Source organism: Hydrogenophaga sp. SNF1 (assembly GCF_034421675.1).
Classification (GTDB): Bacteria; Pseudomonadota; Gammaproteobacteria; order Burkholderiales; family Burkholderiaceae_C; genus Hydrogenophaga; species Hydrogenophaga borbori.
This window is the reverse complement of sequence record NZ_CP139793.1, coordinates 1,521,899-1,548,196: the sequence shown is the minus strand read 5'-3', so window position 1 is coordinate 1,548,196 and position 26,298 is coordinate 1,521,899. Positions and strand designations below refer to the sequence as shown.

24 protein-coding genes are annotated in these 26,298 nt (G+C 69.6%); 13 read left to right on the top strand and 11 right to left on the bottom strand.

Features of this window, described 5'->3' with window-relative positions; genetic code table 11:
* Positions 1–108: 108 nt before the first annotated feature.
* The 4 genes from SOM08_RS07475 to SOM08_RS07460 form a co-directional block, all read right to left on the bottom strand.
* Complete coding sequence (locus tag SOM08_RS07475; RefSeq protein ID WP_322470421.1) at positions 109–1,404, bottom strand: replication-associated recombination protein A; 1,296 nt, start codon at positions 1,402–1,404, stop codon at positions 109–111.
* Between the two features lie 8 nt (positions 1,405–1,412).
* The gene (lolA, locus tag SOM08_RS07470; protein ID WP_322470420.1) at positions 1,413–2,060 is read right to left on the bottom strand and encodes an outer membrane lipoprotein chaperone LolA; all 648 of its coding nucleotides are present in this window, start codon (positions 2,058–2,060) and stop codon (positions 1,413–1,415) included.
* Positions 2,061–2,094: 34 nt separating this feature from the next.
* Positions 2,095–4,434, bottom strand: a complete 2,340-nt coding sequence (locus SOM08_RS07465) for a DNA translocase FtsK (RefSeq protein WP_116960665.1) — start codon at positions 4,432–4,434, stop codon at positions 2,095–2,097.
* 63 nt (positions 4,435–4,497) lie between these two features.
* Positions 4,498–5,172 (bottom strand): Crp/Fnr family transcriptional regulator, encoded by a 675-nt coding sequence (locus tag SOM08_RS07460; RefSeq protein ID WP_009516830.1) that lies wholly within the window; start codon positions 5,170–5,172, stop codon positions 4,498–4,500.
* Between the two features lie 175 nt (positions 5,173–5,347).
* Here SOM08_RS07460 and trxB point away from each other — a divergent pair, with 175 nt between their 5' ends.
* From trxB to rpmG, 3 genes are all read left to right on the top strand, one after another.
* A complete protein-coding gene (gene trxB / locus SOM08_RS07455) occupies positions 5,348–6,295 on the top strand; it encodes a thioredoxin-disulfide reductase (RefSeq protein WP_070400608.1) in 948 nt (315 codons plus the stop codon).
* 202 nt (positions 6,296–6,497) lie between these two features.
* Positions 6,498–6,731: a 50S ribosomal protein L28 gene (gene rpmB / locus SOM08_RS07450; protein ID WP_070400609.1), complete on the top strand. Its 234-nt coding sequence runs from the start codon at positions 6,498–6,500 to the stop codon at positions 6,729–6,731.
* A gap of 11 nt (positions 6,732–6,742) precedes the next feature.
* On the top strand, positions 6,743–6,913 hold the full coding sequence (gene rpmG, locus SOM08_RS07445; RefSeq protein ID WP_070400610.1) for a 50S ribosomal protein L33: 171 nt from the start codon (positions 6,743–6,745) through the stop codon (positions 6,911–6,913).
* A 143-nt stretch (positions 6,914–7,056) separates the two neighbouring features.
* Here rpmG and SOM08_RS07440 read toward each other — a convergent pair whose 3' ends face one another.
* The gene (locus SOM08_RS07440; RefSeq protein ID WP_116960596.1) at positions 7,057–8,283 is read right to left on the bottom strand and encodes a fatty acid desaturase; all 1,227 of its coding nucleotides are present in this window, start codon (positions 8,281–8,283) and stop codon (positions 7,057–7,059) included.
* Positions 8,284–8,449: 166 nt separating this feature from the next.
* Positions 8,450–9,721, bottom strand: coding sequence for an RsmB/NOP family class I SAM-dependent RNA methyltransferase (locus SOM08_RS07435; RefSeq protein WP_322470419.1), 1,272 nt, complete (start codon positions 9,719–9,721; stop codon positions 8,450–8,452).
* 36 nt (positions 9,722–9,757) lie between these two features.
* On the opposite strand from SOM08_RS07435, the gene SOM08_RS07430 reads away from it, so the two are divergent.
* From SOM08_RS07430 to SOM08_RS07420, 3 genes are all read left to right on the top strand, one after another.
* Positions 9,758–11,377: a peptide chain release factor 3 gene (locus SOM08_RS07430; RefSeq protein ID WP_322470418.1), complete on the top strand. Its 1,620-nt coding sequence runs from the start codon at positions 9,758–9,760 to the stop codon at positions 11,375–11,377.
* Between the two features lie 38 nt (positions 11,378–11,415).
* Positions 11,416–12,186 carry an AraC family transcriptional regulator gene (locus tag SOM08_RS07425; RefSeq protein WP_322470417.1) on the top strand — a complete coding sequence of 257 codons (771 nt, stop codon included), beginning with the start codon at positions 11,416–11,418 and terminating at the stop codon, positions 12,184–12,186.
* Between the two features lie 85 nt (positions 12,187–12,271).
* The gene (locus SOM08_RS07420) at positions 12,272–12,886 is read left to right on the top strand and encodes a LysE family translocator (protein ID WP_116960600.1); all 615 of its coding nucleotides are present in this window, start codon (positions 12,272–12,274) and stop codon (positions 12,884–12,886) included.
* A 17-nt stretch (positions 12,887–12,903) separates the two neighbouring features.
* On the opposite strand, the gene purN is transcribed toward SOM08_RS07420, so the two are convergent.
* Positions 12,904–13,500, bottom strand: coding sequence for a phosphoribosylglycinamide formyltransferase (gene purN / locus SOM08_RS07415; protein ID WP_116960601.1), 597 nt, complete (start codon positions 13,498–13,500; stop codon positions 12,904–12,906).
* 126 nt (positions 13,501–13,626) lie between these two features.
* Here purN and SOM08_RS07410 point away from each other — a divergent pair, with 126 nt between their 5' ends.
* Together SOM08_RS07410 and SOM08_RS07405 are read left to right on the top strand one after the other, a co-directional pair.
* Complete coding sequence (locus SOM08_RS07410; protein WP_116960602.1) at positions 13,627–14,808, top strand: acyl-CoA dehydrogenase family protein; 1,182 nt, start codon at positions 13,627–13,629, stop codon at positions 14,806–14,808.
* Between the two features lie 10 nt (positions 14,809–14,818).
* Positions 14,819–15,934, top strand: a complete 1,116-nt coding sequence (locus SOM08_RS07405) for an acyl-CoA dehydrogenase family protein (RefSeq protein ID WP_116960603.1) — start codon at positions 14,819–14,821, stop codon at positions 15,932–15,934.
* Positions 15,935–15,952: 18 nt separating this feature from the next.
* Here SOM08_RS07405 and SOM08_RS07400 read toward each other — a convergent pair whose 3' ends face one another.
* A complete protein-coding gene (locus SOM08_RS07400; protein WP_070400619.1) occupies positions 15,953–16,510 on the bottom strand; it encodes an HNH endonuclease in 558 nt (185 codons plus the stop codon).
* Positions 16,511–16,673: 163 nt separating this feature from the next.
* On the opposite strand from SOM08_RS07400, the gene SOM08_RS07395 reads away from it, so the two are divergent.
* The 4 genes from SOM08_RS07395 to SOM08_RS07380 all read left to right on the top strand — a co-directional run bounded on the left by SOM08_RS07395 (position 16,674) and on the right by SOM08_RS07380 (position 22,456).
* Positions 16,674–17,738: a bifunctional riboflavin kinase/FAD synthetase gene (locus SOM08_RS07395; RefSeq protein ID WP_116960604.1), complete on the top strand. Its 1,065-nt coding sequence runs from the start codon at positions 16,674–16,676 to the stop codon at positions 17,736–17,738.
* 117 nt (positions 17,739–17,855) lie between these two features.
* Positions 17,856–20,711, top strand: coding sequence for an isoleucine--tRNA ligase (ileS, locus tag SOM08_RS07390; RefSeq protein ID WP_116960605.1), 2,856 nt, complete (start codon positions 17,856–17,858; stop codon positions 20,709–20,711).
* A complete protein-coding gene (gene lspA / locus SOM08_RS07385; protein ID WP_116960606.1) occupies positions 20,711–21,235 on the top strand; it encodes a signal peptidase II in 525 nt (174 codons plus the stop codon). The genes ileS and lspA overlap by 1 nt, the downstream gene beginning before the upstream one ends.
* 69 nt (positions 21,236–21,304) lie before the next feature.
* Positions 21,305–22,456 carry an aminotransferase class V-fold PLP-dependent enzyme gene (locus tag SOM08_RS07380; RefSeq protein WP_116960607.1) on the top strand — a complete coding sequence of 384 codons (1,152 nt, stop codon included), beginning with the start codon at positions 21,305–21,307 and terminating at the stop codon, positions 22,454–22,456.
* Between the two features lie 4 nt (positions 22,457–22,460).
* Here SOM08_RS07380 and SOM08_RS07375 read toward each other — a convergent pair whose 3' ends face one another.
* Positions 22,461–23,453: a quinone oxidoreductase family protein gene (locus tag SOM08_RS07375; RefSeq protein WP_116960608.1), complete on the bottom strand. Its 993-nt coding sequence runs from the start codon at positions 23,451–23,453 to the stop codon at positions 22,461–22,463.
* A 124-nt stretch (positions 23,454–23,577) separates the two neighbouring features.
* Here SOM08_RS07375 and SOM08_RS07370 point away from each other — a divergent pair, with 124 nt between their 5' ends.
* On the top strand, positions 23,578–24,516 hold the full coding sequence (locus tag SOM08_RS07370) for a DMT family transporter (RefSeq protein ID WP_116960609.1): 939 nt from the start codon (positions 23,578–23,580) through the stop codon (positions 24,514–24,516).
* A 12-nt stretch (positions 24,517–24,528) separates the two neighbouring features.
* On the opposite strand, the gene SOM08_RS07365 is transcribed toward SOM08_RS07370, so the two are convergent.
* Together SOM08_RS07365 and SOM08_RS07360 are read right to left on the bottom strand one after the other, a co-directional pair.
* On the bottom strand, positions 24,529–25,326 hold the full coding sequence (locus tag SOM08_RS07365) for an SDR family oxidoreductase (RefSeq protein ID WP_322470416.1): 798 nt from the start codon (positions 25,324–25,326) through the stop codon (positions 24,529–24,531).
* Between the two features lie 5 nt (positions 25,327–25,331).
* Positions 25,332–26,285, bottom strand: a complete 954-nt coding sequence (locus SOM08_RS07360) for a DMT family transporter (RefSeq protein WP_116960610.1) — start codon at positions 26,283–26,285, stop codon at positions 25,332–25,334.
* Between the last annotated feature and the right edge of the window lie 13 nt (positions 26,286–26,298).

Here is a 26,298-nt window from a genome sequence, read left to right as displayed (position 1 = left end):
GTGCGCGATTGTAGCGAGGGGTATCCACCCACAGACTGGGTAGACGCCCCTGAATTTCCAGGGAAAACCCGGGTCAGCCGTGACGGTATCAGTACGTCTGAGGCCCCATCAATCCGCCTGATGGTTGAGGCGGCGCAGCTCGCGCAGCTTCTCGCCGATGCGAATTTCCAGGCCACGATCGACCGGCTCGTAAAAGACCGGCGGCGCCATGCCCTCAGGGAAGTAGTTCTCGCCAGCGGCAAAGCCACCGGCCTCGTCGTGCGCGTAGCGGTAGTCCTTGCCGTAGTCCAGCGATTTCATCAGCCGGGTGGGCGCGTTGCGCAGGTGCAGGGGCACCGGTCGGGTGCCGTCGCGCTTGACGAAGGCGCGCACCTCGTTGAAGGCCTTGTAGACGGCGTTGGACTTGGGCGCCACCGCCAGGTAGACCACGCACTCGCCCAGCGCCAGTTCGCCCTCGGGCGAGCCCAGGCGTTCGTACACTTCCGCGGCGTCCAGGGCCAGGCGCAGCGCGCGCGGGTCGGCCAGACCGATGTCCTCGGCCGCCATGCGGATCAGCCGGCGCGCCACATAGCGAGGGTCGACACCGCCATCCAGCATGCGCACGAACCAGTAGAGCGCGGCGTCGGGGTCGGAGCCGCGCACGCTCTTGTGCAGGGCACTGATGGTGTCGTAGAACTGCTCGCCGCCCTTGTCGTAGCGGCGCATGCGCTCGCCCAGCACCCGCAGCAGCCAGGCGTCGGTCACGCTGTCCAGCTGCTCGCGCCGGGCCGCGACGGCCAGCGTCTCCAGGGTGTTGAGCAGGCGGCGCGCGTCGCCGTCGGCGTAGGCGATCAGGCGGTCGAGCGCGGCGTCCTCGATGGCGGGCACGGCGTCAATGGCGCGGGCCTTGGCCAAGATGGCGCGCAGGTCGTCCTCGGTGAGGGGCTGCAGCACATACACGGCCGCGCGCGACAGCAGCGCGGAATTCACCTCGAACGAAGGGTTCTCGGTGGTGGCGCCGATGAACGTGAACAGGCCGCTCTCGACGTGCGGCAGGAAGGCGTCCTGCTGGCTCTTGTTGAAGCGGTGCACCTCGTCGACGAAGACGATGGTGCGCTGCGGATGCAGGCCGTCGCGCGCGGCCTGGGCCTGCTCCACCGCCTCGCGGATGTCCTTCACACCGCCCAGCACCGCACTGATGGTGATGAACTGCGCGTCGAACGAGTCCGCCATGAGGCGCGCGATGGTGGTCTTGCCCACCCCGGGCGGGCCCCAGAGGATGCAGCTGTGCGGCTGCCCCGATTCGAAGGCCAGGCGCAGGGCCATGCCCTCGCCCAGCAGGTGCTGCTGGCCGATCACCTCGCCCAGCGTACGCGGGCGCAGCCGCTCGGCCAGGGGCGCGTGGGCGTTGGGAGCGGTCGCCACGCCGTCGGTCAGTTGCGGATCACGTCGGCCCCGGCCGGTGGCTCGAAGCGGAAATCGCCCGGCTTCAGGCCCGGGCTGGCCTGCCAGCCCTTGAACGTGAGTTCCGAGCGCTGGCCCAGGCCATCCACGATTTCGAGCACGCCGAGTTGGTTGCCGCGCAGGCCGATGCGCACGCGCTGGAGCTGGCCGTCGCGGGCCTTGGGCAGGGCCTCGACCCACTGCAGGCCGTCCTTCTCGGGCAGGGCCTTGAAGTCGAAGGCGGCGCGCAGCGCCGACAGGTCGCCGCCCGAGGCGATCAGCGCGGCCGGCGTGCTGCCCAGCGCGTCCTTCTGGGCGCGCACGCTCACCTGATTCAGGTCCACGTCGTGCAGCCAGAGGCGCTGGCCGTCGGCCACGATGGTCTGCTCGAAAGGCTTGGCGTACACAAAGCGGAAACGGTCGGGGCGCAGGAACTCGAAGCGGCCCGTGCTGGTGCGCTGGCGCGGCGCTGCCTCGCCCGATTTTTTTGGTGAGGTCACCACCTGCGTGAAATCGGCGCGCGCGCTGTCCACCTCGCGCAGGAAGCTGTCCAGGGCGGTCAGGCCATCGGCGTGCGCGGGCCAGGCCAGGCTCAGCAGCGACACGGCGGCCGCTGTCAACAGGGTGCGGATGTTCATGGCCATGTGACCCCAGGGCGGGCGTCGAGTTGCATCATTCCACGCGCCCGCCGACCAGGATGTCGCGCTGTCCGCTGCTGGTGAGCGCACTCACCAGGCCGGCCTTCTCCATGTCCTCCAGCAGGCGCGCGGCGCGGTTGTAGCCGATCTTGAGCTTGCGCTGCACGTACGAGATGCTGGCCTTGCGGTCCTGCAGCACGATGGCCACGGCCTGGTCGTACAGCGGGTCCTTTTCGCCGCCGCCCCCGTCGCCGCCTTCGCCGAACATGTCGCCGCCCTCGCCGTCGGCGCCGCCGCCGTCGAGCACGCCATCGATGTAGTTGGCCTCGCCCTGCTGCTTGAGGTAGCCCACCACGCGGTGCACCTCGTCGTCACTGACGAAGGCGCCGTGCACGCGCGTGGGAAAGCCCATGCCCGAGGGCAGGTAGAGCATGTCGCCCATGCCCAGCAGGCTTTCGGCGCCCATCTGGTCGAGGATGGTGCGGCTGTCGATCTTGCTGCTCACCTGGAAGGCGATGCGGGTCGGGATGTTGGCCTTGATCAGGCCGGTGATCACGTCCACGCTGGGGCGCTGCGTGGCCAGCACCAGGTGGATGCCGGCGGCGCGCGCCTTCTGCGCCAGGCGCGCGATGAGCTCTTCGATCTTCTTGCCCACCACCATCATCAGGTCGGCCAGCTCGTCGATCACCACCACGATGTAGGGCAGCGGCTCCAGCGGTTCGGGTTGCTCGGGCGTGAGCGAGAACGGGTTGCCGATCACCTCGCCGCGCGCCTTGGCTTCTTCGAGCTTGGTGTTGTAGCCCGCGAGGTTGCGCACGCCCACCTTGCTCATGAGCTTGTAGCGCTTCTCCATCTCGGCCACGCACCAGTTCAGGCCGTTGGCGGCGTGCTTCATGTCGGTGACCACCGGCGCCAGCAGGTGCGGGATGCCCTCGTAGACGCTCATCTCGAGCATCTTCGGGTCGATCAGCAGCAGGCGCACGTCCTTGGGGTCGGCCTTGTAGAGCAGCGACAGGATCATGGCGTTGATGCCCACCGACTTGCCCGAACCCGTGGTGCCGGCCACCAGGCAGTGCGGCATCTTGGCCAGGTCGGCCACCACCGGCTGGCCGCCAATGTCCTTGCCCAGGCCGATGGTGAGCAGCGACCTGGCGTCGTTGTAGACCTGCGAGCCCAGGATCTCGGACAGGCGGATGGTCTGGCGCTTGGCGTTGGGCAGCTCCAGCGCCATCAGGTTCTTGCCCGGGATGGTCTCGATCACGCGGATCGAGACCAGCGAGAGCGAGCGCGCCAGGTCGCGGCTGAGGTTGACGATCTGCGAGCCCTTCACGCCCGTGGCGGGCTCGATCTCGTAGCGCGTGATCACCGGGCCCGGCGCGGCCGCGACCACGCGCACCTCCACACCGAAGTCCTTGAGCTTTTTCTCGATCAGGCGGCTGGTCATCTCCAGCGTCTGCGCGTCCACCGTGCTCTGCTGGCCCGGCGCGGCGTCCAGCAGATCGACCTGCGGCAGCTTGCTGTCGGGCAACTCGGTGAACAGCGGCTTCTGGCGCTCCTTGGCCACGCGCTCGCTCTTGGGCACCTCAACCATGGTCGGCTCGATGACCACGGGCACCGGGTGGTGCTCCTCGATCTCCACGCGCTCGGTCTTCACCACTTCTTCGCGCTCACGCGCAGCGGCGCGGCCGATGCGCTCGTCCTCCACCGCCTCGCGCTTCTCGCGCCGGGCCTCGAACCAGCCGTCGACCGTGTGGCCGACCACCTCGGCCCAATGGCCCCAGGAGAAGCGAAACACCAGCGGCAGGCAGGCCAGCAGGGCCGCCAGCAGCGCCAGTGCCGCCCCGGTGAAGCCCAGCCAGCGCTCGGCCACGGGCCCCAGGGCCTGCCCCAGCACACCGCCCGAATGGCCAGGCAGGAGGGCCTCCAGCCGATGCAAGCGGCCCCACTCCAGCGCGCAACTCACCATCAGCAGAACGACCAGGCCGCCCCAGAAGGCCGCGCGGCGCATGTGTGGCCGCTGCCACCAGCGCGGCTCGGCCGGCACGGGCGAAGGGCCACGCAACCAGCGCGCCAGGCCCGAGAGCCAGGCCCGCACGCCGGCGGCGAAGCACCACCAGACCGAAAACCCGAACAGGAAATAGCTGGCGTCGGCCACGATGGCGCCCAGCCGGCCGGCCCAGTTGCGCACCTCGGGGGACGTGCCCGTGGTGCTCCAGGCCGGGTCGGCCAGCGAGTGGCTCAGCAGGGCGATCAACCAGAAGGCCAGTGCAGCGGCGCCGAGCACGAGGCCGATTTCCTGGGCGAAACGCGCGATGCCACTGGGCGCGGACGCGCCCTGCTGGTCGGCGTTGAGGGTATTGAGCGAATAGGTCATGGCGCGCAAGCAAGCCCAAGCTTACCCCAGCGCACCACCGCGCCTCAGCCCACCACGACAGACTCAGCCCAGGGTGTTGAGCCGTTCCTTGATGATGGTGCTGCCGTCCTCGGCGACCTCGATGAAGCCCCGGTCCTCCAGGTCCTTCATGACGCGGCTGACCATCTCGCGCGAGGCGCCGATCATCTTGGCCACATCCTGGCGGGACACCCGCTCGCGGATCATCAGCTGGCCGTCGCGCCCGGGCTGGGCCTGCTCCAGCAGCGCGCGGGCCACACGACCGTACACGTCCAGCAAGGCCAGGGACTCGATCTTGCGGTCGGCCTGCCGCAGGCGCTGCACCAGGCCGCGCATCACGGCATAAGCCATGGAGGAGTTCTCGGGCAGGCAGCGCGCGAACTCGTTGCGGCCCAGGATCAGCACATCGGTCTGCACCTCGGCGCGCACCGTGGCCGAATGCGGCTGGTTGTCGATCAGGCTCATCTCGCCCACGTAGTCGCCCGGGTTCATGGTGGCCAGGATGACCTCGCGGCCGCGGCTGTCGGTGGTGACGACCCGGGCCCGGCCGGTGAGCACGATGGCCAGGCAGTTCGACTTCTTGCCCTGCTCGACGATCATTTCGCCGCGCTTGTAGCGGCGCTTGACCACCGCGTCCGCCACCGATTCGGCCTGGGCCTGCGTGAGGGTTGAAAACAGCGGCACGCGACGGATCAGGTCGAGATTGGACAGAATGGACATGCGTGTATTCCCAGACAGCGGGGAAAAGAGGGCCCGCTTCCCTACAATCCCGGCCGGTCATGGCTTGTGGCGATCGCCGCCATTGACGCGCGTTATTTGACTATCGCGCCGGGTATCTCCATATACCCCCTCGACTCTAAACCAATTGCTCCGTTTTTCGATAGCGCGCACCAATATGAAACACGCCAAAGTCCTGATCCTGGGTTCCGGTCCCGCCGGCTACACCGCCGCCGTGTACGCCGCCCGCGCCAACCTCAACCCGGTGCTCATCACCGGCATCGCCCAGGGCGGTCAGCTCATGACCACGACCGAGGTGGACAACTGGCCCGCCGACGTGGACGGCGTGCAAGGCCCTGATCTGATGCAGCGTTTCCTGCAGCACGCGGAACGCTTCAAGACCGAGATCGTCTTCGACCACATCAACAAGGTCGACTTCTCCAAACGCCCCTTCACCCTCACCGGAGACAGCGGCACTTACACCTGCGACGCGCTCATCCTCGCCACCGGCGCGTCGGCCCAGTACCTGGGCCTGCCGTCCGAAGAAGCGTTCATGGGCAAGGGCGTGAGCGCCTGCGCCACCTGCGACGGCTTCTTCTACCGCGGCCAGACCACCTGCGTGATCGGCGGCGGCAACACCGCGGTCGAGGAAGCGCTGTACCTGTCCAACATCGCCAGCAAGGTCTACCTGGTGCACCGCCGCGACAAATTCCGCGCCGAGCCCATCCTGGTGGACAAGGTGATGGAGAAGGTCAAGGAAGGCAAGATTGAACTCAAGCTCTTCAAGACCCTGGACGAGGTGCTGGGCGACCAGACCGGCGTCACCGGCATCCGCCTGAAGGACACCCAGACCGGCGCCACCGAGGAGCTGAAGCTGCAGGGCTGCTTCATCGCCATCGGCCACCGACCGAACACCGAGATCTTCCAGGGCCAGCTGGAGATGAAGGACGGCTACATCGTCACGAAATCGGGGCTCAGCGGCATGGCCACCATGACCAGCGTGCCCGGCATCTTCGCGGCGGGCGACGTGCAGGACCATGTGTACCGCCAGGCCATCACCAGCGCCGGCACGGGCTGCATGGCCGCGCTGGACGCCCAGCGCTTCCTGGAGCAGCAGGGCGCCTGAGCCCCCTGCCCGCCCCATTTGGCCAGCCGGGCTGGCTGTGGCTATAATCGCGGGCTTTGCTGAAAGTCCGGTTTGCGCCGGGCCAACCGCGATTTTGGGTTACCGCCACCCACAACTGGCGAGGTGAGGCTGGACGCCAGTCGCCGGGAATTCCCCCGGCGGCCCGCCGCGAACAGCCGTGTGAATGGATCGGAGTGTCCTCATGGCACGCGTCTGCGACGTCACGGGCAAGAAGCCCCAAGTCGGGAACAACGTTTCCCACGCCAACAACAAAACCAAGCGCCGGTTCCTGCCGAACCTGCAATACCGCCGTTTCTGGGTCGAAAGCGAGAACCGCTGGGTGCGCCTGCGCGTCTCCGGCGCTGCCCTGCGCCTGATCGACAAGAAAGGCATCGACGTCGTGCTGGCCGACATGCGCGCCAACGGCCAGGCTTAAGGAGAATCACCATGGCAACCAAAGGCGGTCGCGAAAAGATCAAACTGGTGTCCTCCGCGGGCACCGGCCACTTCTACACCACGGACAAGAACAAGAAGACCACGCCGGACAAGCTGGGCTTCATCAAGTTCGACCCGAAGGCCCGCAAGCACGTGGAATACAAGGAAGCGAAGCTCAAGTAAGCCCCGCTTCTCCAACAAAAAGCCCGCTGATATCAGCGGGCTTTTTGTTTTCCCGGGCCTGGCATCCGGGTTTGCGGTCCATCGACGCTACTCCTGAGCCGAGCGCCGCACCGTCCAACGCGGCGCGGGATCGCCACGGTCCTTCAGGCGTGGGCCGAGCGCAGGCGAATGGAGAAGTCCCGCAACGCGGCGATGCCGCTCTCTTCCGCGCGACGGCACCAGGCCTGCAGGTCGGCGGCGAGCTGCTCGCGCGTGGCGTTGGTGCTGGACCACAGGGCGCGCAGTTCTTCGCGCATGGTCACCATCTTGTCGAGCACCGGGTGCTCGGCGCGAACCTGGGCCAGCTGCGGCTTGACGGCGGCGGGCACCTTGTCGTCGTCGCGGTGCAGCCAGCGCTTGGCGGCCGTCAGCACCGAGGCGTCGGCCTGGCGGGCCTTGAGCGTGGCGATCTCGGTCTTGCAGGCTTCGCGCAGTTCGCGGGCGTAACCGGCCATGACTTCGTAGCGGTTGGCGATGATGGCTTCCAGCGTCTGCTCATCGGCCACGGGCTTGACCGCGCCAAACGCCATCTTGGGCGGCACCTTCTTCACCGTGGCCAGACCCAGCGACTGCAGGATGCTGATGTACATCCAGCCGATGTCGAACTCGTAAGGCTTGACCGACAGCTTGGCCGAGGTGGGGTAGGTGTGGTGGTTGTTGTGCAGTTCCTCGCCGCCGATGATGATGCCCCAGGGCGAGACGTTGGTGCTGCCGTCCACCGCCTCGAAGTTGCGGTAGCCCCACCAGTGGCCGATGCCGTTGATGATGCCGGCAGCCGTGAGGGGAATCCAGGCCATCTGGATCGCCCAGACCATCAGGCCCAGGGCACCGAACAGCACCACATCGAGGATCAGCATGAGGCTCACGCCCAGCGCCGAGAAGCGCGTGTAGACGTTGCGCTCGATCCAGTCGTTCGGCGTGTTGTGGCCGTAGCGCGCCATGGTGTCGGCGTTCTTGGCCTCGGCTCGGTACAGCTCGGCGCCTTCCCAGAACACCTTTTTGATGCCGAAGATGTGCGGGCTGTGGGGGTCGCCTTCCTGCTCGCACTTGGCGTGGTGCTTGCGGTGGATGGCCGTCCATTCCTTGGTGACCATGCCGGTGGTCATCCAGAGCCAGAAGCGGAAGAAGTGCGCGGCGATCGGGTGCAGATCAAGCGAGCGGTGGGCCGAGTGGCGGTGCAGGTAGATCGTGACGCTGGCGATGGTGATGTGCGTCAGCACCAGCGCGATCAGCACGACCTGCCACCAGCTGGCGCCGGTCACGCCGTTGATCAGGAAATTCACCACGCCGTCGAGCAACGCGGAAAAGGCACCAGGGTCGGAAGCGGTCATCGAAGTCCTATCAGGACTGCCCGGAAACGGAGGACAAGCCTTCACACGCGCCCGGGGCAGGCGGGCGGCGCAGGCAGGATTTTAGGCGGGGGGTGTCTCCCGACCAAGCCATTGGTCCCCGGCAAAGGCCGGAAGTGCCCGCTACTTCAGGGCCAATTGACCCCGATCAAGCTTTTTTCCGCCAGACGGCGGCAAAAAAGCCGTCGGTGCCGTGTCGGTGGGGCCACAGGCGCAGGAAGCGCCCTTCGTCGGCCAGGCTGCACAAGGACGGGGCGCCGGGCACGCGCAGGGCGTCCAGCAGCGGCGCCACCGGCTCGACCTCGAAGCCGGGTTGCGCCGCCGAAAAGGCCTCGGCCACGGCCTCGTTTTCGTCGCGCAGCAGGCTGCAGGTGGCGTAGACCAGCCGCCCGCCGGGCTTGAGCAGGCGCGCCGCGCTGTCCAGGATGGCGCGCTGCGTGGCGGCCTGCGCCGCCACGGTTTCGGGGGTCTGACGCCACTTGAGGTCGGGGCTGCGGCGCAGTGTGCCCAGGCCGGAGCACGGCGCGTCGACCAGTACCCGGTCGATCTTGCCGGCCAGGCGCTTGATGCGTTCGTCGCGCTCGTGGGCGATGGCCACGGGGTGTACGTTGGACAGGCCACTGCGCGCCAGGCGCGGCTTGAGCGCGTCGAGCCGATGGGCCGAGGTGTCGAAGGCGTAGAGACGGCCGGTGTTGCGCATGGTCGCACCGATGGCCAGGGTCTTGCCCCCGGCGCCGGCGCAGAAGTCCACCACCATCTCGCCGCGCTTGGCGTCGAGCAGCAGCGCGAGCAGCTGCGAACCTTCGTCCTGCACCTCGAGTTCGCCGTTCACAAAGGCTGGAAGCCGGGCCAGCGAAGGCTTGCCCTGCAGGCGGATGCCCCAGGGCGAATGCGCCGTGGGCTCGGCCTTCAGGCCCGCGGCGCGCAGCGCGGCGAGAGCCGCCTCGCGCTTGGCCTTCAGGGCGTTGACCCGCAGGTCCAGCGGCGCTGGCTGCAGCAGGCTCGCGGCCAGGTCGTCGAAGCCCTCGCCCACCTGCGCGCGCAGGGCGTCGGCCAGCCACTGCGGCAGGTTGTGGCGGTGCGGCGCCAGCCACTCGTCCTCGCGCACCCGGGCGCAGGCGTCCAGCCAGACCTTTTCGGGCTCGCTCAACGCGCTCTTGAGGAAATCGCGGTCCCCCGAGAAGCCCAGGATGGCCAGGCGGCGCCACTTGGAGCCGCTGCCCGAGCGCGCCAGCCATTCGAACTTGAGGCGCTCGCGCAGCGCGGCGTAGACGGTGTCGGACAAGGTGGCGCGCTCGCGCGGGCCCAGCGACTTGTTCTCGCGGAAATGGCGGGCGACGACGGCGTCGGCGGGGTGGTCAAAACGGAACACGGCCTCGACCAGGGCGGTGCATTCGTCGAGCAGGGCTTTGGGGTGCATGGGGGCGGTATTGTCCCACTGGGATAATCGAGGGCTATGTCTGAAATCCAGGACCAGGTGCGCCGGCGCCGCACCTTCGCCATCATTTCCCACCCCGACGCGGGCAAGACCACGCTCACCGAGAAGCTGCTGCTCTTCTCCGGCGCGATCAACATCGCCGGCAGCGTGAAGGCGCGCAAGGCCGCGCGCCACGCCACCAGCGACTGGATGGAGATCGAAAAGCAGCGCGGCATCTCGGTGGCCTCCAGCGTGATGCAGATGGAATACCGCGACTGCGTCATCAACCTGCTGGACACCCCCGGCCACCAGGACTTCTCCGAGGACACCTACCGCGTGCTGACCGCCGTGGACGCGGCCCTGATGGTGATCGACGCGGCCAACGGCGTGGAGCCTCAGACGCGGCGGCTGCTGCAGGTCTGCCGCGCCCGCAACACGCCCATCATCACCTTCGTCAACAAAATGGACCGCGAGGTGCAGCAGCCGCTGGACCTGATGGACGAGATCGAGCGCGAGCTGGGCATGACGGTGGTGCCCTTCACCTGGCCCGTGGGCATGGGCAAGACCTTCCGTGGCGTGTACGACCGCCGCGCCGAGCAGATGCGCGTCTTCGCCGCCGGCGACGACAAGCGCGGCGGCGAGGAAGAGGTGCTGGCTGGCCTGGACAATCCCGAGAGCGCCACGCGCTTCGGCAGCGAGTTCGCCCAGGCCAAGGACGAGCTGGAGCTGGTGGCGGGCGCCTCGCCCGCCTTCGACGAGCAGGCCTTCCTGGCTGGGCATCAGACGCCCATGCTGTTCGGCTCGGCCGTCAACAACTTCGGCGTGCGCGAAGTGCTGGACGCGCTGGTGGACCTGGCGCCGCCGCCCGGACCGCGGCCGGCTATCCAGCGCACCGTCGAGCCCGAGGAGCGCAAGTTCAGCGGCGTGGTCTTCAAGATCCAGGCCAACATGGACCCCGCCCACCGCGACCGCATCGCCTTCGTGCGCGTGGCCAGCGGCCACTTCGAGCGCGGCATGCGCCTGAAGGTGGTGCGCAGCGGCAAGGAGTTGCGACCCAACACGGTGGTCAGTTTCCTGTCGCAGCGCCGCGAACTGCTCGACGAGGCCTTCGCGGGCGACATCATCGGCATCCCCAACCACGGCGTGCTGCAGTTGGGCGACACCCTGACCGAGGGCGAGGCGCTGCAGTTCACGGGCCTGCCCTTCTTCGCGCCCGAGATCATCCGCAGCGTGGAAGTGGCCGACCCGCTGCGCAGCAAGCAGCTGCGCGCCGGCCTCACCCAGCTCGGCGAGGAAGGCGCGATCCAGGTCTTCCGCCCGGTGGCCGGCAGCGTGCTGCTGCTGGGCGCCGTGGGCCAGCTGCAGTTCGAGGTGGTGGCCCACCGCCTGGAGCACGAGTACGGCGTCAAGGCGCGCATCACCGGCAGCTCGTACAACGTGGCGCGCTGGGTGACCTGCGCGCCCGAGGACGGCGGCGAACAGGAGCTCAAGCGCTTCATCGACGCCAACGCCCACCGCGTGGCGCTGGACGCGGTGGACGCGCCCACCGTGCTGCTCGACCACATGGCCACGCTGCGCGCGGTCGAGGCGAACTGGCCCAAAATCAGGTTCCACGCCATGCGCGAGCACGCGGGGCTGGTCTTCCACAAGTCCATGTGACAGCGCCCATCCATCACGTCCAGGTTCGGCCCGGCCCCATGGCCGGCGTGCACGCCGTGCTGACGCACAGCGCCCGCGGCTTCGGCCGGCACTGGCACGACAGCTTCGGCTTCGGCGTGATGGACGAAGGCGCCCACCGCTCCGCCAGCGGCCGCGGCCCGGTGCTCGCGACCGCCGGCAAGCTGATCGCCACCAACCCCGGCGAGGTGCACGACGGCCTGCCCGTGGGCGAACAGGCGCGCCGCTGGCGCATGGTGCACGTCAGCCCCGAGGCGATGGCCGCGCTGGCCGACCTGCGGCCCGGCCACGAGATCACCCAGCCGGTGTTCGACGACCCCCTGCTGCATGGCGCCATCCACCGCCTGTTCCTCTGCTGGGACGGCAGCGCCCCCGCCGCGGACCACGCGCTCTGGGACGAGGCCCTGACCAGCGCCTGCGGACTGCTGGCCCTGCGGCACGGCAACCGCCAGCCGGGCGGCTCCGGCCTCGACACCCTCGGCCTGGCGCGGGCGCGCGAGCGCCTGCTCGACGGCCTGGAGCGAGCGCCCGACCTGGACGAGCTGGCCAGCCTGGCCGGCCTGTCGCGCTTCCAGCTCGTGCGCCAGTTCGCGCGCGCGCACGGTCTGCCGCCCTTCGCCTGGCTGCAGCAGCAGCGGCTGGGCCGGGCGCGGGCGCTGATCGCCGCCGGCACGCCGCTGAGCGAGGCCGCCCTGGCCTGCGGCTTCGCCGACCAAAGCCACCTGAACCGCCACTTCGTGCGCTGCTTCGGCTTCACCCCCGGCGCCTGGCGCCGCGCCTGGCTGCAATAACGTTCAAGACCGCCCGCGCGCGGCGCGCCAGGATTCGCCCGCGGCCCGGCTCATCGGGCCGCGCCGTCGACACCCGGAGCGCCGCATGCCCAGCCTCGAATTCCTCCTCACCTCCGCCGTCGTGGTGGTCACGCCCGGCGCGGGCGTGCTGTTCACCGTCTCCACCGGCCTGTCGCAGGGGCGGCTCGCCAGCGCCTATGCCTCGCTGGGCTGCACACTGGGCATCCTGCCGCACATGGCCGCCACCGCCCTGGGCCTGGCCGCCGTGATGCACGCGGGCGCCCTGGCCTTCCAGCTGCTCAAGCTGGCCGGCGTGCTCTACCTGCTGTTCCTCGCCTGGATGACCTGGCGCGACCGCTCGGCCTTCGCCGCCGCCCCGGGCACGCCCCCGCAGTCGCCGCTGCGCCTGGTCGCCAAGGCGGTGCTGGTCAACGCGCTCAACCCCAAGCTGACCTTGTTCTTCTTCGCCTTCCTGCCGCAATTCATGGACCCGGCCGACCCGGCGCCCCTGCGGCAGTTCGCCGTGTTGGGCGCGGTCTTCATGCTCATGACACTGGCCGTGTTCGTGGCCTACGGAGCGCTTGCCGACGCCTTCCGCCAGCGCGTGCTGGCCTCGCGGCGCACGCAGGACGCGCTGCGCCGCGGCTTCTCGGCCGCCTTCGCGCTGATGGCCGCCAAGCTCGCGCTGAGCGGGCGCTGAGCCGCCCGGACAGGCCCTCAGCCGCCCGCCAGGCAGCGCTCCACGGCGCGCGGGTAGATCAGGTGCTCCTGCGTGAGCACCCGCGCCGCCAGCGCCTCGGCCGTGTCGCCGGGCAGCACGGGCACCACGGCCTGCGCCAGGATCTCGCCATGGTCGAGTTCGCCGGTGACGCGGTGCACCGTGGCGCCGGCCACGCGGCAGCCCATCTCGATGGCGCGCTGGTGCGTCTTCAGGCCAGGGAAGGCCGGCAACAGGCTGGGGTGGATATTGAGCAGGCGGCCGTCGTAGTGGTGCACGAAGCCCGGTGTGAGGATGCGCATGAAGCCCGCCAGCAGCACCAGCGCGGGCGCGTGGGCGTCGATGGCGGCCATGAGCGCGGCGTCGAAGGCCTCGCGGTCGGCGTGCCGCTTGTGGTCGACCACCGCGGTGGCCAGCCCGCGTTCGCGGGCCCAGGCGAGGCCGGCGGCGTCGGGCCGGTTGCTCAGCACCGCCACCACGCCCGCGCCAAAGCGCTCGCCCCAGAGGTCCCGCACCGACGCCTCCACCAGGGCGGCCATGTTCGAGCCGCTGCCCGAGATGAGGATGACGATCGGACGGGCTGGGCGCGCTGGCATGGGGCGGGAGTGTAATGAGGCCGGCCGGCGGCTTGTCGCCGCCTCGACACGCAAAAAACGAACGGTCGTGCGAAACTCGATTCACACGCAACCCGGGGCCCGTCGGGCCCCCCGAGGAGACACACGATGGATCTGGCCTTCACGCCTGAGGAGCAGGCGTTTCGCGACGAGATACGCGCCTGGGTGCGCGCCAACCTGCCCGCCGAGATCAGCCACAAGGTGCACAACGCCCTGCGCCTGACGCGCGACGACATGCAGCGCTGGGCAAAGATCCTGGGCAAGAAGGGCTGGCTGGGCTACGGCTGGCCCCAACAGTTCGGCGGCCCGGGCTGGAGCGCGGTGCAGAAGCACCTGTTCGAGGAGGAATGCGCCCTGGCCGGTGCGCCGCGCATCGTGCCCTTCGGGCCGGTGATGGTGGCGCCGGTCATCATGGCCTTCGGCAACAAGGAACAACAAGAACGCTTCCTGCCCGGCATCGCCAGCGGCGAGGTCTGGTGGAGCCAGGGTTACAGCGAACCGGGCTCGGGCTCGGACCTGGCCTCGCTCAAGACGCGCGCCGAGCGCCGGGGCGACAAGTACATCGTCAACGGCCAGAAGACCTGGACCACCCTGGGCCAGTACGGCGACTGGATGTTCAACCTCGTGCGCACCAGCACCGAGGGCAAGCCGCAGACCGGCATCTCCTTCCTGCTGCTGGACATGAAGTCCAAGGGCGTCTCGGTGCGCCCCATCAAGCTGCTGGACGGCGAATGCGAGGTCAACGAGGTCTTCTTCGACAACGTCGAGGTGCCGGCCGAGAACCTGATCGGCGAGGAGAACAAGGGCTGGACCTACGCCAAGCACCTGCTCAGCCACGAGCGCACCAACATCGCCGACGTGAACCGCGCCAAGCGCGAGCTGGAGCGCCTCAAGCGCATCGCCAAGACCGAGGGCGTGTGGGACGACACCCGCTTTCGCGACCAGATCGCACTGCTCGAGGTGGACGTGGTGGCACTGGAGATGCTGGTGCTGCGCGTGCTCTCGGCCGAGAAGTCGGGCAAGAACTCGCTGGACATCGCCGGCCTGCTCAAAATCCGCGGCAGCGAAATCCAGCAGCGCTACAGCGAACTCATGATGCTGGCCGCCGGCCCCTACAGCCTGCCCTTCATCGAGGAGGCCATGGAAGCCGGCTGGCAGGGCGACTTCCCGGGCGGCGTGCTGGCCAATGCGCCGCTCGCCTCCACCTACTTCAACATGCGCAAGACCACGATCTACGGCGGCTCCAACGAGGTGCAGCGCAACATCGTGGCGCAGACCGTGCTGGGCTGAGGAGACAAGAATGGACTTCGATTTTTCCGACGACCAGGTCGCGCTGCGCGACGCCGTGCAGAAGTGGGTGGAGAAGGCCTACGGCTTCGAGCGCCGCCGCGCCATCGTGCAAGCCGGCGGTTTCGAGCGCGGCGCCTATGGCGAACTCGCCGAACTCGGCCTGACCGGCCTGTATGTGGACGAAGGCCACGGCGGTCTGGGCATGGGCCCGGTCGAGGCCATGGTGGTGATGGAGGAGCTGGGCCGCGGCATCGTGCTCGAGCCGCTGGCGCAGACGCTCATCGCCAGCGGCGCGATCGGCGCCTACGGCGCGGACGACGTCAAGGCCGGCTGGCTGCCCCGCATCGCCAGCGGTGAGGCCCTGGTGGTGCTGGCGCTGCAGGAGCGTGGCGCGCGCTACCGACTCGACCGCCTCGCCGCCACCGCGAGCCAGGCGGGCGGCGCCTGGACCGTGTCCGGCCACAAGCACCTGGTGGCCGCGGCCGACCGCGCCGACGCCTTCCTGGTGCCCGCCGTGGCCAATGGCCAACCCGCCCTCTTCCTGGTGGAGGCCGGCGCCAGCGGTGTGAAGACCACCGGCTACCCCACGCAGGACGGCAGCCGCGCCGGCGACCTGGTGCTGGACAAGGCCCCGGCCGTGCTGGTCACCGCCAATGGTCAGGCCGCGCTGGAGCACGCGGTGGACGTGGGCATCGCCGCCACCTGCGCCGAGGGCGTGGGCGTGATGGAGCAGACGCTGGCGCTCACGGTGGACTACATGAACACGCGCAAGCAGTTCGGCGTGGCCATCGCCAGCTTCCAGGCCCTGCGCCACCGCGTGGCCGACATGAAGATGCAGCTGGAGCTGGCCCGCTCCATGAGCTACTACGCCAGCCTGAAGCTCAACGCCCCCGCGGCCGAGCGCCGCGCCGCCATGGCCCGCGCCAAGGTGCAGCTGGGCAACGCCATGCGCTTCATCGGCCAGCAATCGGTGCAGCTGCACGGCGGCATCGGCGTGACCGACGAGTACATCGGCAGCCACTACTTCAAGAAGCTCACCCAGCTGGAAATGACGTTCGGCGACACCCTGCACCACCTGGGCGAGGTGTCCGGGCGCATGCAGGACACCGCTGGCGTGTTCGCCTGAACGGGCGCGGCTGCGCGCCTAGGCGTGCAGCCGCGAGCTCTTCGGCAGGTGCGCCATCAGGAACTCCATCTGGTCCGCCAGGATGCGGCGGTTGCGCAGGATGAAGTCCTCCCACAGGCTGGGCACGTAGGGCGTGTACAGCAGCGGCATGTGCGCCTGCTCGGGCGTGCGGTTGCCCTTGCGGTGGTTGCACGACTTGCAGGCCGTCACCACGTTCATCCAGGTGTCGCGCCCGTTCTGGCCGAAGGGCACGATGTGCTCGCGCGTCAGGTCTTCCTCGTGGAAGTGATGGCCGCAATAGGCGCAGACGTTGCGGTCGCGCGAGAACAGCTTCTGGTTCGTGAGCGTGGGCCGCAGCTCGAAGGGGTTGATGCGCGGCACGCCCTGGGTGCCGATGATCGAGTTGACCGTGATCACCGACTGCAGGCCCGTGACGGCGTTGTGGCCACCGTGGAACACCGCGATCTCGGCACCCGCCTCCCAGCGCACCTCCTCGGCCGCGTAGTGCAACACGGCTTCTTCGAGGCTGATCCAGGACTGGGGCAGTCCCTGCGCCGAAAGCTTCAAGACCTTCAAAACGGGCTCCTTCGTGCGTCTAGACACCGGAAAGGTCCGGAACCCGCATGGGGCCCGGGGCCTGCGTTTTCGTGTGCCAATATAACAACCTTCGACGACGAATCCGCGTCCATGCGGGACAAGCCCCCGCGATGTGACAAACCTTCCCGCCCCGCCCTTCCCCATGCAAATCCTCCGCGGCCTCTGGAACCGCCCCCACGGCACGCCCGACAGCGTGCGCGGCTGCGCCCTCACCATCGGCAACTTCGACGGCGTGCACCGTGGCCACCAGGCCATGCTGGCGCTGCTGCGCAACGAGGCCCGCCACCGCGGCGTGCCCAGCTGCGTGATGACCTTCGAGCCGCACCCGCGCGACTACTTCGCCGCCCGCCACCGCAAGCCCGAGCTGGCGCCCGCGCGCATCGCCACCCTGCGCGACAAGCTGGAGGAGTTGCAGCGCTGCGGGGTGGACCGCTGCGTGATCCTGCCCTTCAACGAGCGCCTGGCCTCTCAGACCGCCGCCTCCTTCATCGAGGACACCCTGGTCGGCGCCCTGGGCGTGCGCTACGTGCTGGTGGGCGATGACTTCCGCTTCGGGGCCCAGCGCGCGGGCGACTACGCCATGCTCGACGCGGCCGGCGCGCGCCAGGGCTTCGACGTGGCGCGCATGCAGAGCTACGAGGTGCACGGCCTGCGCGTGTCCAGTTCGGCCGTGCGCGAGGCCCTGGCCGAAGGCCGCCTGGACGACGCCGCCGCCCTGCTGGGCCGGCCCTACGCCATCAGCGGCCACGTGGTCCACGGGCGCCAGCTGGGCCGCGCGCTGGCCGAGTCCGCCCCGGGTCGCCACGACGGCTTTCGCACCCTCAACCTGCGCTTCGCGCACTGGAAGCCGGCCGCCAGCGGCATCTTCGCGGTGCTGGTGCACGGTCTGTGGGACGAGCCCCTGCGCGGCGTGGCCAACCTGGGCGTGCGGCCCTCGCTGGACCCGAACGACGTCAACGGCGGGCGTGTGCTGCTGGAAACCCATTGCCTGGACTGGCCCGCGGCCTTGTCCCAGCGCCTGCCCGGCGGGGAGGCCTACGGTAAAATCGTGCGCGTGGAACTGCTGCACAAACTGCACGACGAGCTGAAGTACGACAGCCTCGATGCCCTCACGCAAGGCATCGCCAAGGACGTCGCCGACGCCCGCGCGTTCTTCGAGGCCATGCACGGCCGCACGCACCGGCAGACCACACGCGACCGAATTTGACGACCGCCCCCTGGCGGTCGTTGCCCTTTCACAGGCTCGGGGCACGCGCCCGTCGTCTCCCTTTTCCCGCCCACGCCCCGTGGGCCGAGCTTGGCCCCTGCGATCACGCCACACACCATGTCCGAGACGAAGAACGCCTACCCCGTCAACCTGCTGGACACGCCCTTCCCCATGCGCGGCGACCTGCCCAAGCGCGAGCCGGGCTGGGTCAAGCAATGGAACGACGAGGGCCTGTACCAGCGCCTGCGCGACGCGCGCCGCGGCGCTCCGCTGTTCGTGCTGCACGACGGCCCGCCCTACGCCAACGGCCAGATCCACATGGGCCACGCCGTCAACAAGGTGCTCAAGGACATGATCGTCAAGAGCCGCCAGCTGGCCGGCTTTGACGCGCAGTACATCCCGGGCTGGGACTGCCACGGCCTGCCGATCGAGAACGCGATCGAGAAGAAGCACGGCCGCCACCTCAGCCGCGACGAGATGCAGGCCAAGAGCCGCGCCTACGCCACAGAGCAGATCGACCAGCAGCGCGCCGACTTCAAGCGCCTGGGCATCCTGGGCGACTGGGAGCGCCCCTACCTCACCATGGCCCCGGCCAACGAGGCCGGCGAGATCCGCGCCTTCAAGCGCGTGATCGAGCGCGGCTTCGTCTACCGGGGCCTCAAGCCCGTGTACTGGTGCTTCGACTGCGGCAGCTCGCTCGCCGAATTCGAGATCGAGTACGCCGACAAGCAGAGCGACACGCTGGACGTGGCCTTCGAGACCGACGACGCCGGAAAGCTCGCCGCCGCCTTCGGCCTGGCCGCCCTGCCGCCCGGCAAAAGCGGCTTCGCCGTCATCTGGACCACCACCGCCTGGACCATCCCGGCCAACCAGGCGCTCAACGCCCACCCCGAGCTCAGCTACGCCCTGGTCGACACGCCCAAGGGCTGCCTGGTGCTGGCCGAAACCCTGGTCGAGAAGTGTCTGGAGCGCTTCGGGCTGCAAGGCACGGTCCTGGCCGTCACCCAGGGCGAGCAACTGGGCGGCCTGAACTTCCGCCACCCGCTGTACGAGGCAGACAAGGGCTACCGGCGCCTGTCGCCCGTGTACCTGGCCGACTACGTGAGCGACAGCGACGGCACGGGCATCGTGCACTCCTCGCCCGCCTACGGCCTGGACGACTTCAACTCCTGCATCAGCAACGGCCTCAAGGTCGAGGACGTGCTCAACCCCGTGCAAGGCAACGGCGTCTACGCGGCCGACTTCCCGCTGTTCGGCGGCCAGCACATCTGGAAGGCCGTGCCCCACATCATCGCGGCACTCAAGGCCGCCGGCCGGCTCATGAGCACCGTGGGCATCACCCACAGCTACCCGCACTGCTGGCGCCACAAGACGCCGGTGATCTACCGCGCCGCCGCGCAGTGGTTCATCCGCATGGACGAGGGCGAGGGCGTGTTCACCAAGGACAAGGCGCCCAAGACCCTGCGCCAGACCGCGCTCGAGGCCATCGACCACACCGGCTTCTACCCCGAGAACGGCCGCGCGCGCCTGCGCGACATGATCGCCAACCGGCCCGACTGGTGCATCTCGCGCCAGCGCAGCTGGGGCGTGCCCATCCCCTTCTTCCTGCACAAGGCCACGGGCGAGCTGCACCCGCGCACCATGGAGATCCTCGACCAGGCCGCCGCCATCGTCGAGAAAGGCGGCATCGAGGCCTGGAGCCGCGCCACCACCGAAGAGATCCTGGGCGCCGACGACGCGCCGCACTACGACAAGAGCAGCGACATCCTCGAGGTCTGGTTCGACTCCGGCTCCACCTTCTCGCACGTGCTGCGCGGCAGCCACGCGCACGCCTACCCCAACGGCGCCTTCCACTCGCAGGGCCCCGAGGCCGACCTCTACCTCGAAGGCCACGACCAGCACCGCGGCTGGTTCCACAGCTCGCTGCTGCTGGGCTGCGCCCTGTTCGACCGCGCGCCCTACCGCGGCCTGCTCACGCACGGCTTCACGGTGGACAGCCAGGGCCGCAAGATGAGCAAGTCGCTGGGCAATGGCATCGACCCGCAGGACGTGAACAAGAAGCTGGGCGCCGAGATCATCCGCCTGTGGGTGGCCGCCAGCGACTACTCGGGCGACATCGCGGGCGACGACAAGATCCTCGCGCGCGTCGTCGACGCCTACCGCCGCATCCGCAACACCCTGCGCTTCCTGCTCGCCAACCTGAGCGACTTCGACGCCGCGACGCACGCCGTGCCGCTGAAGGACCTGCTGGAGATCGACCGCTGGGCCCTGGCGCGCACCGCGCAGTTCCAGGCCGAGGTGACCGCGCACTACGACCGCTACGAATTCCACCCCGTGGTGGCCAAGCTGCAAGTCTTCTGTTCCGAGGACCTGGGCGCCTTCTACCTCGACGTGCTCAAGGACCGGCTCTACACCAGCGCCCCCGGCAGCCATGCCCGCCGCAGCGCGCAGACCGCGCTGCACCTGGTCGCGCACGCCATGCTGCGCTGGATGGCGCCCTTCATGAGCTTCACCGCCGAGGAGGCCTGGCCGGTGCTCGCGGGCGCGGCCAACAAGGGCTCCATCTTCTTCGAGACCTGGGCCGATCTGCCGCCGCCCGAAGAAGGCCTGCTGGCCAAGTGGACGCGCCTGTGCGAGATCCGCAACCTCGCCAACAAGGAGATCGAGAACCTGCGCACCCAGGGCGCCGTCGGGTCCTCGCTGCAGGCCCTGCTCAGCATCACCGCGCCGGCCGACGACGCCGCGCTGCTGCGCTCGCTGGGTGACGACCTGCGCTTCGTCACCATCACCTCGGCCGCGGACGTGGTCGACGGCGACGAACTGGCCGTGAAGGTCACCCCGGCCACCGCGCCCAAGTGCGAGCGCTGCTGGCACTACCGCGAGGACGTCGGCCAGGACCCGGCCCACCCCACGCTCTGCGGCCGCTGCACCAGCAACCTGTTCGGCGCGGGCGAAACCCGCACCGTGGCCTGATGGCACGCGCCAGCCTGCGCGCCATCGCGCCCTGGCTCGGCCTGGCCGCCGTGGCCTTCGCGCTGGACCAGCTCACCAAGTGGCTGATCCTGGCCACTTTCGCGCTGGGCGACAGCGTCGTGGTCACGTCCTTCTTCAACGTGGTGCGCGTGCACAACGAGGGCGCGGCCTTCTCCTTCCTCGCCGGCGCCAGCGGCTGGCAGCGCTGGTTCTTCACCGGCATCGGCGTCGCCGCCTCGGTCTTCATCGTCTGGATGCTGCGCAGCCACCCGGGGCAGCGGCTGTTCGCCTTTGCGCTGGCCTGCATCCTGGGCGGCGCCATCGGCAACGTGATCGACCGCCTGGTGCACGGCTACGTGGTGGACTGGCTGGACTTTCACTGGTCCTTCCTCGCCGGACTGTTCCCGGGCGGGCACTTCCCGTCCTTCAACCTGGCCGACACCTTCATTTCCATCGGCGCGGCCTGCCTGATCCTCGACGAGGTCCTGCGCGTGCGGAAGTCACGCGCCGCCCAGGCCCATTGAGGCCGGCGCTCGCGGCCTCGGCCGCGCGATGACAGAATGCCCGCTCATTCGTCATCCGAGGAGACCCCCATGCCCGGCCTGCTGCCCGACGTCGACCCCGACGGCCTGTACGAGTTCTCGGTGGTCTACACCGACCGCGCGCTCAACCACATGTCCAAGCGCTTCCAGGGCGTGATGACCGGCATCTCGTCCCTGCTCAAGCGCGTGTACGGCGCGCACGCTGCCGTGCTGGTGCCCGGCAGCGGCACCTTCGGCATGGAATCGGTGGCGCGGCAATTCGCGCACGGAAAACACGTGCTGGTCATCCGCAACGGCTGGTTCAGCTACCGCTGGACCCAGATCTTCGACATGGGCGCGATCCCCGCGAGCCACACCGTGATGAAGGCGCGCCCGCAGCACAAGGGCCCGCAGGCCCCCTGGGCGCCCGCCCCGATCGACGAGGTGGTGGCCACCATCGCGCGCGAGAAGCCGGCGCTGGTGTTCGCTCCGCACGTGGAAACCGCGGCCGGCATGATCCTGCCCGACGGCTACCTGAAGGCCGTGGCCGAGGCGGTGCACGCCGTGGGCGGCCTGTTCGTGCTCGACTGCATCGCTTCGGGCGCGATGTGGGTGGACATGAAGGCCACCGGCGTGGACGTGCTGGTCAGCGCGCCGCAGAAGGGCTGGAGCAGCTCGCCCTGCTGCGCGATGGTGATGCTCAGCGAGCGCGCGCGCCGCGCCATCGACGCCACGCAGAGCAGCAGCTTCGCCATGGACCTGAAGAAGTGGCTGCAGATCATGGAAGCCTACGAAGGTGGCGGCCACGCCTACCACGCCACCCTGCCCACGGACGCGCTGGCGCGTTTGCACGCCACCATGCTGGAGACCGAGGCCTACGGCTTCGCGCGCGTGCGCGAGGAGCAGATCGCGCTCGGCCAGGCCGTTCGCCAGCTGGTGGAGCACCACGGCTTTCCCAGCGTGGCGGCCGAGGGCTTCAAGGCCCCGGGCGTGGTGGTGAGCCACACCACCGACGCCGAGGTGCAATCGAGCAAGGCCTTCCTGGCCCTGGGCCTGCAGACCGCCGCCGGCGTGCCGCTGCAATGCGACGAAGGCCCGGACTTCAAGACCTTCCGCCTCGGCCTGTTCGGCCTGGACAAGTGGCACGACGTGCCGGCCACGGTGGCGCGGCTGCAGGCCGCGCTGCAGCGCATCGCGCCCGTGCGAGAGGCCCGGGCGGCCTGAACGCTCAGGGCAGCAGCACGGTGCAGCCCGTCGTCGCGCGGGCTTCCAGGCTCTCGTGGGCCTTCTTCACATCGGTCAGCGCGAAGCGCTGGTCGATGCGGATCTTCACCTGGCCGCTCGCCACCACCTGGAACAACTCGTCGGCCATCTGCTGCGTGCGCTCGCGGTTGTTGATGTGCGTGAACAGGGTCTGGCGCGTCACGTAGATCGAGCCCTTGGCCGCCAGGATGCCGGGCGCGAACGGCGGCACCGGCCCCGAGGCGTTGCCAAAGCTCACCATCAGGCCGAAGGGCCGCAGGCAGTCCAGCGACTTGTCCCAGGTGTCCTTGCCCACCGAGTCGTACACCACCTTCACGCCCTGCCCGCCGGTGATGGCCTTCACCCGCGCGGCGAAGTCCTCGGTGCGGTAGTTGATGGCGTGCTCGGCCCCGTGGTCCAGCGCCAGCTGGCACTTCTCGGCCGACCCCGCCGTGGCGATCAGGCGCAGGCCCAGGGCCTTGGCCCACTGGCAAGCGATCAGGCCGACACCGCCGGCCGCGGCGTGGAACAGCACGAAGTCGCCCGCTTCCAGGCCCTCCACCGGCTTGCAGCGGCGCAGCAGGTACTGCGCGGTCAAGCCCTTGAGCATCATGGCCGCGCCGGTCTCGAATGGAATGGCATCGGGCAGCTTGCACACGTTCATCGCCGGCATCACGCGCACGTCGCTGTAGCTGCCGGGCGGGTTGGCCGCGTAGGCCGCGCGGTCGCCCACCTTCAGGTGCGTCACGCCCTCGCCCACGGCTTCCACCACGCCCGCGCCCTCCATGCCCAGCGACAACGGCAGGGGAAAGGGGTACAGGCCCGTGCGCTGGTACACGTCGATGAAGTTCAGGCCGATCGCGTGGTGGCGGATGCGGATCTCGCCCGGGCCGGGCTCGCCCACCGCCACGGTGTCGATCACGAGTTGCTCGGGGCCGCCGGTGGCGTGGATGCGGACGGCGCGGCTGCTGGTGCTCATGGGGTCTCCTCGTTGGGGTTCGGTCGGGGGCGATGCTGCCACGATTCCTCCGCCGTCTCCGCGCCGGCGCCCGGGCGGCCCCGCGCCAGGGCAGGTTTTCGCCCGCTTGCTACAGTCGCGCCCCATGTCCGCTGCATCCAACGGCCGGTTGACGCCGTCCACCGTCGCCCTGCTCGTTCTGCCGCCGCTGTTCTGGGCCGGCAACGCGGTGGTGGGACGGCTGATGAACCAGACCGTTCCGCCGAGCACGCTCAACTTCATGCGCTGGGCGCTGGCGCTGCTGGTGCTGCTGCCCCTGGCCGCCTGGGTGCTGCGCCCGGGCAGCAGCCTGTGGCCGAACTGGCGGCGCTTCGCGCTGCTCGGCGCGCTGGGCGTGGGCAGCTACAACGCGCTGCAGTACCTCGCGCTGCGCACGTCCACGCCCCTGAACGTGACCCTGGTGGCCGCCAGCATGCCGGTGTGGATGCTGCTCGTGGGGCGGCTGCTCTATGGGGTGCCGGTGTCGCGCCGCGCGGCCGCCGGCGCCGCGCTCTCGCTCTGCGGCGTGGCCGTGGTGCTGTCGGGCGGCAGCCTGGCCCGCCTGCTGGCCGTGCAGCTCGTGCCGGGCGATGGCTGGATCCTGCTGGCCGCTCTGGTCTGGTCCTGGTACAGCTGGCTGCTGGTGCGCCCGCCCGAGGGCGGCGATCCGCCCGACATCAAAGGCGACTGGGCCGCCTTCCTGATGGCCCAGGTGGCGCTGGGCCTTGTCTGGTCGGGCGGCCTGGCGGCGCTCGAATGGGTTTACCTGCCGCCGGCCGATCTGCACATCCGCTGGGGCTGGCCGCTGGTGGCCGCCCTGGCCTACTTCGCCCTGTTCCCCTCGGTGCTGGCCTACCGCTGCTGGGGCGCGGGCGTGGCGCGCGTGGGGCCCGCCATGGCCAGCTTCTTCACCAACCTCACGCCGCTGTTCGCGGCCGTGCTGTCGGCCGCGATGCTGGGCGAGCCGCCGCGCTGGCACCACGCGCTGGGCTTCGCGCTGATCGTGGGTGGCATCCTGGTGTCGACGCCGCGCGCGAAGCGCTGAGCGCGGCCGCGCTCAGAACGTGCCCGGATAAGCGCCGCCGTCGGCCAGCACGTTCTGCCCCGTGATGTAGCCCGCCTGCGCGCTGCACAGGAAGGCACAGATCGCCCCGAACTCGGCCGGCTCGCCGAAGCGCTTGGCGGGCACGCCCTGGCGGCGGCCATCGGCGATGGCCTCGTAGCTCGTGCCCTGCTTCTGCGCCAGGCCGTCGAGCGTGGTGCGCAGGCGGTCGGTCTCGAAGGCGCCGGGCAGCAGGTTGTTGATGGTCACCCCGCGCGCGGCGATCTCGCTGCGCGCGAGGCCCGCGACGAAGCCCGTGAGACCGGAGCGCGCGCCGTTGGACAGGCCCAGCACCTGCAGCGGCGCCTTCACCGCGCCCGAGGTGATGTTGACGATGCGCCCGAAGCCGCGCTCGGCCATGCCGTCCACCGTGGCCTTGATGAGTTCGATCGGCGCGAGCATGTTGGCGTCCAGCGCGGCAATCCAGGTGTCGCGGTCCCACTGGCGGAAGTCGCCGGGCGGCGGGCCACCGGCATTGGTGACCACGATGTCGAAGGCCTTGCCCGGGCCGCCGGCCACGCCGAAGGCCGCCGCGCGACCCTCCGGGGTGGTGATGTCGGCCGACACCGGCAAGGCCACCACGCCCGGGTGCGCGGCGCGGATGGCCTGCGCCGCGGCCTGCAAGGCCTCGGCGCCACGCGCCACCATCACCAGGTTCACGCCCTCGGCGGCCAGCGCCTGCGCGCAGCCCAGCCCCAGGCCCTTGCTCGCGCCGCCGACCAGCGCCCATTTGCCTTTGATGCCCAGATCCATGTCGATCAATCTCCCGTGTCGATGGGTTTGGCCGCCGCCGGGGGCGCGCCGAAGCGCGTCACCAGGAACACGCCCGCGAGCACGAGCACCGTGCCCACGACGATCCAGCCGTTGAAAGGTTCGCCCAGAATGAACACGCCCATGAGGATGGTCGACATGGGGCCGAGCATCCCGGTCTGCGCGGCCAGGCCGGGGCCGATGCGCTCGATGGCCATCATCACCATGAGCACCGGTGCGAAGGTGCACAGGGTGGCGTTGAGCAGCGACAGCCAGATGACCTCGGGCGCCACCGTGGCGGCCGACAGCGGACGCAGCAGCAGAAACTGCGCGATGCACAGCACGCAGGCCACGCTGGTGGCCAGGCCCACCAGGCGCGTGGAGCCCAGGCGCTTGACGAGTTCGCCGCTGTAGACGAGGTAGATGGCGTAGCTGATGGCGCTGGCGAACACCAGGAAGGCGCCGAGGGCGGCATTGGGGCCCTGCTCGCCCAGCTCGTGCCCGAAGACCAGCAGCACGCCGGCGTAGCTCACGGCCATGGCGATGGCCTGCAGCGCGCCGATGCGGCGCCGGTACAGCAGCCAGCCAAGCAGCAGCACCAGGGTGGGGTTGAGGTAGAGGATCAGGCGCTCGAGGCTGGCGGTGATGTACTCCAGGCCCCAGAAGTCCAGGAAGCTGGCGAGGTAGTAGCCGGTGAGGCCGAGGCCGAGCACGCCGAGCCAGTCGCGCCGCGTCAGGGGTTCGGGCTTTTTCGCCAGGCCGGGGCGGTGGGTGGACCACCAGGTGAGCGCCAGGAACAGCGGCAGCGCGAACAGCATGCGGTACATGATGAGCGTGACCGCGTCGACGCCGTAGCGGTACGCCAGCTTGACGATGATGGCCTTGCCGCTGAAGGCGATGGAGCCGAGGATGGCGAGGGTGAGGCCGGAGGCCAGGTGGGGGTGGGGGGCGGCGCGCGACATGAAGCCCCGGATT